Genomic DNA, 9,937 nt, shown 5'->3' on the forward strand with positions numbered 1-9,937 from the left:
GCCGCGTACGGGACCGGTCGAGCTCGGCGGCGGGGCGGCGCTGACCGCGGTCATGGCCACCCGCGCCGGGCTCGCCCCCGAGGGCTGGCCGCACACCCTGATGGCCTGGCCCGCCGTCTGGTCGGTGCCGCTCGGCTTTCTCACCATGGTCGTGGTCTCGCTCGCGACGCCCCGGCACATACCGTCCGGGGCGGCCGGCATCCTGGCGCGCCTCCATCTGCCCGAGGACCTCGTCGGCCGGCCGCAGCCCGAAGGAGCGGAACGATGACCGCGATGGCGTTGGCAGCTCTCGGTGCCGCCGCAGCCGTACTGCTCGCGGCGGGGTTCGGGCTCGGCCGGTTCACCGCCCGCCGCGACACCGACCCCGACCTCGACCTGGGTACCCCCGTCGAGCGGGCCACCTTCCACACCCTCCACACCGCGTCCCTCGCCGCCCCGCCGCTGCGCGCCGGACTCACCGAGGACACCGCCCGCAAGGCCGCCCGCCGGCTGCGCTCCCTGCTCGGCACCGAGGCGCTCTGCCTCACCGACCGCGAACAGGTCCTCGCCTGGGACGGTCTCGGCGGCGACCACCACGAGGAACGGGTGATGCGGCGCGTCACCGACGTACTCGACTCCGGGCGCAGCCAGAGCATCCGCACCGGCTGCGACGATCTGGAGTGCCCGCTGCGCTGGGCCGTCATCGCCCCGCTCACCGGCGAGGAGGGCGTGCTCGGTGCCCTCGTCGCCTACGGCTCGAAGGAGTCGGCGGTGCTGGTACGGGCCGCCACGGAGGTCGCCCGCTGGGTGTCCGTACAGCTGGAGCTCGCCGAGCTCGACCGGTCCCGTACGCGGCTCATCGAGGCCGAGATCCGCGCACTGCGCGCGCAGATATCCCCGCATTTCATCTTCAACTCGCTCGCCGCCATCGCGTCCTTCGTCCGCACCGACCCGGAGCGGGCCCGCGAACTCCTCCTGGAATTCGCCGACTTCACCCGCTACTCGTTCCGCAGGCACGGCGACTTCACCCATCTCGCCGACGAGCTGCGCTGCATCGAGCAGTACTTGGCGCTCGCCGGCGCCCGCTTCGGGGACCGGCTCAAGGTGACCCTCCAGATCGCCCCCGAAGTGCTCCCGGTCGCCCTGCCCTTCCTCTGCCTCCAGCCGCTCGTCGAGAACGCGGTCAAGCACGGCCTCGAGGACTCCAGGGACGAGTGCCGCGTCTCCATCTCCGCCCAGGACGCGGGTGCCGAGGCAGTCGTCACGATCGAGGACGACGGCGTCGGCATGGATCCGGCCGAACTGCGCCGCATCCTCGCGGGAGTGGCCACCCGGTCGTCGGGCATCGGACTGAGCAACGTCGACGAACGGCTGCGGCAGGTGTACGGCGACGACCACGGCCTCGTCATCGAGACGGGCATCGGGGCCGGCACGAAGATCACGGTGCGGATCCCCAAGTACCGGGCGGGCGTGCACAAGAACTCCGGTGCACGGTGACACTGCTCAGTACAAGGTGACGCCGCTCAGTACAGGTGGATCGCCAGGTGCCCGAGCGGCAGCCCGAGCCGCCAGGCCGGGGTCCACACCTGCGCCGACTCGTCCACCGCGGACTCCGGCGGCAGGGCCGGGTGCCAGAGCCCGGACTCGTCGCCGAGATCGGCGGCGAGCAGCTCGGTCCGCTCCAGCCACTGCCAGGCCTCCTGCGCCAGCGGCAGATCGGGGTCGGGACCGGTGACGTCACGCGCGAAGGCCTCCCGGGCGGCCATCCGTTCGCGTACCCACTCCGGCCACGGGTGACCGTACGCCGTGCGCGACAGCCACTCGTCCAGCCGGGACACCGTCCGGACGGCGGCCGGTTCGCCGGGGCCGTCGCAGAGGTAGACCGTCAGGGCGAGGGTCTCCCGGCCGGCTCTGAACTCCAGCGAACCGGTCTCCACAAGGCCGCCGGTGCGCAGCACCTCGTCGGCTATGTACTCGGCACACAGCCAGGCCATGGGGACCGCCAGACCGCCTCCGCCGGTGCCGTTCGTACTCTCGGGCAGCACTCTCTCCACCTTCTCCCGGACGTGCTCGGTACGGCTGTCGACGACGAGCCTCCACCTGGAGACACGCGTCAGGGTCCCTCTTTACTCAACTCGCGCGGCCGATTTCGAATCGGGCGGACGCGAAGCCGTGACCCCAGGGGGACGAGGCTCCCGGAGGGGCGGCGGAGGCTGAAGTGACCCGATCCGGTGCCGTCAGGCGGCGGCGGATCGGGTCACCGCCGCGCGACTGTATCCGGGCAGACAGTGGGCCAGCCGGCGCAGGGCGTGGTACGAACGCGACTTGACCGTGCCCGCCGGGATGCCCAGCGCCTCGGCGGCCTCGGCCACGCTCCGGCCCTGGAAGTAGATCTGCACCAGCACCGCCCGGTGCTCGGGGCTCAGCGAGCGCACCGCGGCGCGGACGTCCAGCACGGCGACCGCGCGATCGGTCACATCCGCCGGATCCGCGGTCGCGGCGAGGACGGCGTCGCCGATCTCGGTGGGGCGGGCCATCCGGGAGCGGCGCGCGTCGATGGCGAGCCGGCGGCCGACCGTGAAGAGCCACGGCCGCATCGACTCGTACGGCCCCTCGAACGCCTCGGGATGTTGCCAGGCCCTGACCAGGGTCTCCTGGAGGAGGTCCTCGGCGCGCTGCTGGTCGCCGTACGTCAGGCCGATGAGGAAGCTCAGCAGGGCGGGACCGTGTTCGCGCTGGAGCTCGGCCAGGGCCCGCTCGTCGGTCGTCGATGTCGAGCTCGTCGCCGTCGCGGTCGCCGTCGCCATCGTCGGCATCCTTTCGCACAGAAGTCCGGAGAGTTCGCTGTTACGTGGCGTATCCGAACGCATCGAGGCCCGGAGGGACAGGCGCTGTACCGGCGTGTGCGTTGAACGGTCGCACTGTTCGCCGAATGGTGCGTCGAGCGGTCGACCGGAAGGGAGTAGTTCGTTCTGTCTCGGTAAGTCATATTGACGGCTTTGATGATTGACTGACCATTGAGTCCCTCGGATGGAGCCGCCGATGAGCGCACACGTACGCCGCACGGCGGTGGTCCTGGCCGTCGCACTGCTGGCACCGGCGGCGGGCTGCGGCGGCGGCCCCGAACGGGCCCGCAGCTCCCGCCCGTCCGTCCACGAGGCCGGACCCGCCGGGAGCCGTCGGCCCGTTCCCGCGCCACTTCTCACGTCCGCCCCCGCCCCCACCACCGACTCACCGGCCCCCCGCGCCTTCACGCTCGTCGCCAGTGGTGACGTACTCCCGCACGACTCCGTCATCCACCAGGCGCGGGAGGCCGCCCGGGGCGACGGCCACGACTTCCGGCCCATGCTCGCGGGCGTGGCACCCGTCGTCGCCACCGCAGATCTCGCCATCTGCCACATGGAGACGGTGTACGGCGACGACGACGGGCCCTACACCGGATACCCCGCCTTCACCTCACCGCCCCAGATCGCCGAAGCCCTCCGCACCACCGGCTACGACTCCTGCTCCACGGCCTCCAACCACACGCTGGACGACGGTGCCGAAGGGCTGCGGCGCACGCTCGACGCCCTCGACCGTGCCGGGATCGAACACGCCGGCTCGGCCCGCACCGAGGCCGAGGCCCGGGAGCCGGCCTGGCTGCGCGCGGGGACCGCCAGGGTCGCCCAGCTCGCGTACACGTACGGCACCAACGGGTACCCGCTGCCGGCCGGGCGGCCCTGGGCGGTCAATCTGATCGACGAGCGGAAGATCGTCGAGGACGCGCGCGCGGCCCGCCGGGCCGGCGCCGACGTCGTCGTGGTCAGCGTCCACTGGGGCACCGAATGGCAGACCGCGCCCGACGCACGCCAACTGCGGCTCGGCAGGGCCCTGACCGCCTCGCGCACCGCGGGCCGCCCCGACATCGACCTGATCCTCGGCACCCACGCCCACATCCCGCAGGCGTACGAGAAGGTCAACGGCACCTGGGTCGTGTACGGCATGGGCGACCAGATCGCCGGCCCGATGACCAACTACGAGGGCCGGCACGACCCGCGCGGCAACCAGAGCACCATCGGACGCTTCACCTTCGCGCCGCCCGCCCGGGCCGGCGGGCGCTGGGAGGTGACCAAGGCCGAGTTCATCCCGCAGTGGATGGACACGGCCGCCGGCCGCGTCATCAACCTCAACGCCGCGATCGACGGCGGTGCGGCGCACCACACCGCCGTACGCGACCGGATCCGCGAGGTCGTCCTCAGCCGCGGGGCGGCCGCCGACGGCCTCCTCATGGGCCGTTGACGCCGCCCGACGCCTGCCCCCGGGTCACTGCGGGCCAGGACCCGCTCCGGTCCCCGGCCCGGCCTGCGCCTCCGCCTGGGCGAGCTTCGAGTGCCGGTACGAGTACGTGAAGTAGATCACCAGACCGACCAGGAGCCACACCACGAAACGGAGCCAGGTCTGCCAGGCCAGGAACGTGATCAGCCAGATCGAGAACGCCACACCGATCGCCGGCACGAACGGCATGGCCGGGCAGCGGAACGATCGCGGCAGCTCCGGCTGCCGGTAGCGCAGCACGATCACGGCGACGCACACCACCACGAACGCCAGCAGAATGCCGATGTTCGTCAGTTCCGCCGCCTCCCCGATCGGCAGGAAGCCCGCGATGAGCGCCGACCCCGCGCCGACGATCCACGTCACGCGCACCGGCACGTGCCGCGTCGGATGGGTCTTCGCGAACCAGTGCGGGAGCAGCCCGTCGCGGCTCATCGAGAACCACACCCGGGTGACGCCCAGCATGAACGTGAACATCACCGTGAGGATCCCGATGATCGCGCCCACCGCGATGACGGTCGCGAGACTGTCCAGACCCACCGACTTGAAGGCCGTGGAGAAGCCGCTCTCCGGATCGATGTCCTTGTAGTTCTGCATACCCGTCAGCACCAGACAGGCCAGCACGTACAGCACCATCGAGATCGCGAGCGAATACATGATCGCCTTCGGCATGTGGCGCTGCGCGTCCTTGGACTCCTCGGCCGCCGTCGACATCGCGTCGTACCCGAACACCGCGAAGAAGACGGTCGCCGCACCCGTGAACGCCCCGCTGACGCCGAACGGGAAGAACGGGGTGTAGTTGGAGGTGTTGATGTAGAAGAAGCCGACCACGATGACCAGCAGCACGACCAGGACCTTGAGCACCACCACGGCGGTCTCGAACCGTGCCGCGTTCCTGATTCCGAGCGTGAGCAGATAGGCGATGAAGAGACACAGGATCATCGCGAAGAGATCGACCTTGTGCCCCTCACCCGTGCCCGGCGCGCCCAGCATCCAGGCGGGCAGATCGATCCCCAGCTGGCCGAGGAGGAAGCCGAAGTACCCGGAGATGCCGATGGCGACCACCGCCACGATCGCCGTGTACTCCAGCAGGAGGTCCCAGCCGATGAACCAGCCCGCCAGTTCGCCGAGGACCGCGTAGCCGTACGTGTAGGCCGATCCCGCCTTGGGGATCATGCCGGCGAACTCGGCGTACGAGAAGGCGGCCGCGGCGCTCGCCACGCCCGCGATCAGGAACGAGAGGAGGACCGCGGGGCCCGCCGTCTGGTTCGCGACCGCGCCGGCGAGGGCGAAGATTCCCGCGCCGATGATGCCGCCGACGCCGATGGCCGTGAGCTGCCACAGGCCGAGCGTTCTGGTGAGCTGCTCGCTCGGGGGGCCTTCTTCGATCAGTTCGATGGGCTTGCGGCGCAGTACGCCCTGCCCCATCGGGAGCCCTGCCATGAGTCACCTCTTCGCGGACCGCTGTCGGACAACGGCGGCTCATGATGGACCAGGGGAGCGGGTGACGGAAGGCGACATGCGGTAGCGGAAGTGATGATTCCGGGCGGGTTACGGAACCACGGTCACCGGCCAGCGACCCGCCTTGACCAGCCGTACCGCCACCGATCCGATGATCCGGTGCCCCGCCGATTCCGAGGCGCCCACCACCACCGCGTCCGCCTTGAGCTCGTCGGCGGCCTTCACCAGCCCGTTGTACGGATCCCCCCGGAAGGTGTGGAACTCCCAGCGCACGTCCCAGATGCCCCGCACCCGCTCCGCCGCCGCCCTGATCTCCGCGACCAGCTCCTCCGCGATCTCCCCGGTCGTGTCCGCCACCGGGGCGCCGAGCGCCGCGCCCGCCGGCATCAGCGGCTGCACGTACACGAGCGCGAGCAGGGCGTTCTGCCGTCGGGCCAGCCCACTTGCGTACGCCGCCGCCCGCAGCGACGAGTCGGAACCGTCGACACCGGCGACGATCACCTTCGGACCGTCGGTGCCGCGCTCGAAACCCTGGGACTGCTGCCGCTCACTCACGCCTCGAGGCTATCCCTGCCGACAGGCGCCCCGGCAGGGGTCTCCCTAGAGTGCGGAACATGAGTGTCAGCGTGGAGGAGCGCCTCGCCGCCCGACGCGGCTTCACCGGCAAGGTGCCCGAAGGCTTCGCGATGTTCTTCGCCGTGCTCGGGGTGTTCTGCGCGGTCATCGCCCTGATCGTGCCCCTGCGCAGGCTGCTGCGCCCCGTCGTGCTCTTCGTCGACGAGGTCGCCGTACCCGTCAGCGCCAATCTCGCCTACGCCGTCTTCCTGCTGCTGCTCGCCGCTGCCATCGGAGCCCGCAAGAAGGCCGCCTGGTGGCTCGTCGTCGCCTATCTGACGCTCATCGTCATCGCCGACGTCCTGCTGCTGGCCGCCGGACTCGACTGGGGCTCGGTCGCCAACCTTGTGCTGTGCCTGATCGCACTGGTGGTGCTGGTCCTCGCACGGCGCGAGTTCTACGCCGAGACGCGGCGCGGCTCGCTGCGCCGGGCGATCCTCGTCCTCGTCCTGGGACTGGCGGCGGGTGTGCTGGTCGGCTGGGGGCTCGTCGAGCTCTTCCCGAACACCCTCGTCCCCGGGCAACGGCTGCTGTGGTCCGCCAACCGGGTGCTCGGCGGACTCGTCTCCAGCGCCCAGTTCGACGGCTCCCCGCCGCGCGCCCTCTTCTTCCTCCTCGGCCTCTTCGGCGCGCTCGCGCTGCTGAACTCCGCCGCCACCCTCTTCCGCTCGCAGCGCATGGAGGCGGCCCTGCACGGCGACGAGGAGCCCCGCATCCGCGCACTGCTCGGCGCCTACGGCTCCCAGGACTCCCTCGGCTACTTCGCCACGCGCCGCGACAAGGCCGTCGTCTTCTCGCCCAACGGCAAGGCCGCCGTCACCTACCGCGTCGAGGCGGGGGTCGCCCTTGCCAGCGGTGACCCGGTCGGCGACAAGGAGGCCTGGACCCCCGCGGTCGAGGCCTGGCTGGAGGTCGCCCGCCGCTACGCCTGGGCGCCCGCCGTCATGGGCGCGTCCGAGGACGGCGCCAGGGCCTACGCACGGTCCGGGCTCGGCGCCATCCAGCTCGGCGACGAGGCGATCCTGTACGTGGACCGCTTCGACCTGGACGGGCGTGACATGAGAGTCGCCCGGCAGGCCGTCGGCCGCGTTCGCAGACTCGGCGCCACCGCCCGGATCCGCCGCCATTCCGCGCTCACCGACGAGGAGATGGAACAGGTCATCGACAAGGCCGATGCCTGGCGGGACACCGAGACCGAACGAGGCTTCTCCATGGCACTCGACCGGCTCGGCGACCCGCAGGACGGCGACTGTCTCCTCGTCGAAGCCCTCGACGCCGACGACAGGCTCATCGCACTGCTGTCCTTCGTCCCCTGGGGCCGCGACGGCATCTCCCTCGACGTCATGCGCCGCGACCGCGACCACGCCCCGAACGGAATCATGGAGTTCATGGTCGCCGAGCTCTGCGCCCAGGCACCGCAGCTGGGCGTCCGCCGGATCTCCCTCAACTTCGCGGTCTTCCGCTCGGCCTTCGAGGAGGGCGCCCGGATCGGCGCCGGTCCCGTCCTGCGGCTCTGGCGCAGGCTGCTGCTCTTCTTCTCCCGCTGGTGGCAACTGGAGGCCCTGTACCGGTCCAACGTCAAGTACCAGCCCGCCTGGTACCCGCGGTTCCTCTGCTACGGCGATGCCGGCTCCCTCGCCCGCGTCGGCCTCGCCTCCGGGATCGCCGAGGGCTTCGTCTCCGTACCCCGTCTGCGCAAACGCTGGGGCAGGGGCCGATCGCGCGGCGTCACAGGGCCCGTGGCGGGCACGGCGGGGCTGCCCGCGATCGACGCGCTGGAGCTGGCCGGACCCGACACCGTACGCCCGATGGGGGAACGCAGACTCCCCGAGCAGGTGCGGATCCGCCACCGCAAGCTGGAGCGGCTGCGCGAGCAGGGCATCGACCCCTACCCGGTCGGCGCCGCCGCGCGCACCGGCACACTCGCCGCGATCCGCGCCGCACACCCGTCCCTCGCGCCCGGCGCACGCACCGGCGACAAGGTCACGGTCGCCGGGCGCGTCATGGCCGTACGCGACTTCGGCGGCGTCGTCTTCGCCGTGCTGCGTGACTGGTCGGGCGACCTCCAGGTCGCCTTCACCCGCGACGGTTCGGGCCAGGCTGTCCTCGACGCGTTCACCACGGACGCCGACCTCGGCGACCACATCACCGCCACCGGGGAGCTCGGCGCGAGCGACCGCGGCGAACCCACCGTCTTCGCCACCGCCTGGCAGCTCACCGCCAAATGCCTGCGCCCGCTGCCCGACAAGCGCCGCGGACTCGCCGACCCCGAGGCCCGCGTCCGCCGCCGCTATCTCGACCTCGTCGCGAGCCCCGACGCGCGCAGTGTCGTACGCGCACGCTCCACCGCCGTGCAGGCACTGCGCCAGGGACTGCTCGACCGCGGCTATCTGGAGGTCGAGACCCCGATGCTCCAGCAGATCCACGGCGGCGCGAACGCCCGCCCCTTCACGACCCATATCAACGCCTACGACATGGACCTCTATCTGCGTATCGCCCCCGAACTGTTCCTGAAGCGGCTGTGCGTGGGCGGCCTGGAGAAGGTCTTCGAGATGGGCCGCACCTTCCGCAACGAGGGCGTCTCGTACAAGCACAACCCCGAGTTCACGATGCTGGAGGCCTATCAGGCATTCGCCGACTACGACGTGATGCTCGACCTCACCCGCGAACTGATCCAGGGCGCCGCCACCGCAGCCTTCGGAACGCCTGTCGCACACAAGGCGGGACCGGACGGCAAGCTCGTCGCCCACGACATCTCCGGGCGTTGGCCGGTCAGGACACTCTACGACGCGGTGTCCGACGCCCTCGGCGAGCACGTCGACGCCGACACGGGCGAGGAAGCCCTGCGCAGGCTCTGCGATCTGGCCGGTGTCCCGCACAGCCCCGACGACACGCGCGGCGATGTCGTCCTGGAGATGTACGAGCGCCTGGTGGAGGAGAAGACCCAGCTGCCCACCTTCTACAAGGACTTCCCGACCGACGTCTCCCCGCTGACCCGCCAGCACCGCCACGACCCGCGCCTCGCCGAACGCTGGGACCTCGTCGCCTTCGGTACGGAACTGGGTACCGCCTACTCGGAGTTGACCGACCCTGTCGAGCAGCGGCGGCGCCTCACCGCCCAGTCGCTGCTCGCCGCGGGCGGCGACCCGGAGGCCATGGAGCTCGACGAGGACTTCCTCGACGCGCTGGAGTACGCGATGCCGCCGACCGGCGGACTCGGTATCGGGGTGGACCGGCTCGTGATGTTCCTTACCGGGCTCACCATCCGCGACACGCTGCCGTTCCCCCTGGTGCGCCGCCACTGAGCACCTCGCCGTCTGCCGGGCCCGTGCATCAACTGCTGCTCCCAATGGGTGTACTTGTACGCCAAACCGGTGTTGCTGAGGCCTGCCGGACGGTGCCCATGGCAGCCATTGCTCATGGAGAAGGATCAGATGCCGCCGACGCGGCGGTCGGTGCTGCGCATCGCCGCCGGTCTCGGGGTCGCCGCCACTGTCGCACCCCTGTTCAGCACCGAGGGGACCAGCACCCCGAACCGGACCGCGGCGCCTGTGCCGGCGGCCGGCCCGCA

General features: G+C 71.2%; 7 protein-coding genes and 1 pseudogene. 4 read left to right on the forward strand and 4 right to left on the reverse strand.

Features of this window, described 5'->3' with window-relative positions; genetic code table 11:
* Positions 1-268 (forward strand): annotated as a pseudogene (locus ACWCXB_RS36155) (cation acetate symporter); the annotation flags it as partial.
* Positions 265-1,476: a sensor histidine kinase gene (locus ACWCXB_RS36160; RefSeq protein WP_450728676.1), complete on the forward strand. Its 1,212-nt coding sequence runs from the start codon at positions 265-267 to the stop codon at positions 1,474-1,476. The pseudogene ACWCXB_RS36155 and the gene ACWCXB_RS36160, both read left to right, overlap by 4 nt.
* 26 nt (positions 1,477-1,502) lie before the next feature.
* Here the strand turns inward: ACWCXB_RS36160 and ACWCXB_RS36165 are convergent, their stop codons facing one another.
* Positions 1,503-1,973 (reverse strand): hypothetical protein, encoded by a 471-nt coding sequence (locus ACWCXB_RS36165; RefSeq protein ID WP_450728688.1) that lies wholly within the window; start codon positions 1,971-1,973, stop codon positions 1,503-1,505.
* 243 nt (positions 1,974-2,216) lie between these two features.
* Positions 2,217-2,795 carry a sigma-70 family RNA polymerase sigma factor gene (locus ACWCXB_RS36170; protein ID WP_450728678.1) on the reverse strand — a complete coding sequence of 193 codons (579 nt, stop codon included), beginning with the start codon at positions 2,793-2,795 and terminating at the stop codon, positions 2,217-2,219.
* 226 nt (positions 2,796-3,021) lie between these two features.
* Between ACWCXB_RS36170 and ACWCXB_RS36175 the strand changes: the two genes are divergently transcribed.
* Positions 3,022-4,257 carry a CapA family protein gene (locus ACWCXB_RS36175; protein WP_450728680.1) on the forward strand — a complete coding sequence of 412 codons (1,236 nt, stop codon included), beginning with the start codon at positions 3,022-3,024 and terminating at the stop codon, positions 4,255-4,257.
* Positions 4,258-4,281: 24 nt separating this feature from the next.
* Here ACWCXB_RS36175 and ACWCXB_RS36180 read toward each other — a convergent pair whose 3' ends face one another.
* Both ACWCXB_RS36180 and ACWCXB_RS36185 read right to left on the reverse strand, forming a co-directional pair.
* A complete protein-coding gene (locus tag ACWCXB_RS36180; RefSeq protein WP_450728682.1) occupies positions 4,282-5,733 on the reverse strand; it encodes an amino acid permease in 1,452 nt (483 codons plus the stop codon).
* A gap of 108 nt (positions 5,734-5,841) precedes the next feature.
* Complete coding sequence (locus ACWCXB_RS36185; RefSeq protein WP_450728684.1) at positions 5,842-6,306, reverse strand: universal stress protein; 465 nt, start codon at positions 6,304-6,306, stop codon at positions 5,842-5,844.
* 59 nt (positions 6,307-6,365) lie between these two features.
* Here ACWCXB_RS36185 and lysX point away from each other — a divergent pair, with 59 nt between their 5' ends.
* Positions 6,366-9,671 carry a bifunctional lysylphosphatidylglycerol synthetase/lysine--tRNA ligase LysX gene (lysX, locus tag ACWCXB_RS36190; RefSeq protein WP_450728686.1) on the forward strand — a complete coding sequence of 1,102 codons (3,306 nt, stop codon included), beginning with the start codon at positions 6,366-6,368 and terminating at the stop codon, positions 9,669-9,671.
* Positions 9,672-9,937 lie beyond the last annotated feature (266 nt).

The organism is Streptomyces sp. NPDC001514 (assembly GCF_053597075.1).

Coding starts and splice junctions, on each gene's coding strand:
- ACWCXB_RS36160 (WP_450728676.1), top strand. CDS start 265: ATGACCGCGATGGCGTTGGCAGCTCTCGGTGCCGCCGCAGCCGTACTG.
- ACWCXB_RS36175 (WP_450728680.1), top strand. CDS start 3,022: ATGAGCGCACACGTACGCCGCACGGCGGTGGTCCTGGCCGTCGCACTG.
- lysX (WP_450728686.1), top strand. CDS start 6,366: ATGAGTGTCAGCGTGGAGGAGCGCCTCGCCGCCCGACGCGGCTTCACC.
- ACWCXB_RS36170 (WP_450728678.1), bottom strand. CDS start 2,795: ATGCCGACGATGGCGACGGCGACCGCGACGGCGACGAGCTCGACATCG.
- ACWCXB_RS36180 (WP_450728682.1), bottom strand. CDS start 5,733: ATGGCAGGGCTCCCGATGGGGCAGGGCGTACTGCGCCGCAAGCCCATC.
- ACWCXB_RS36165 (WP_450728688.1), bottom strand. CDS start 1,973: ATGGCCTGGCTGTGTGCCGAGTACATAGCCGACGAGGTGCTGCGCACC.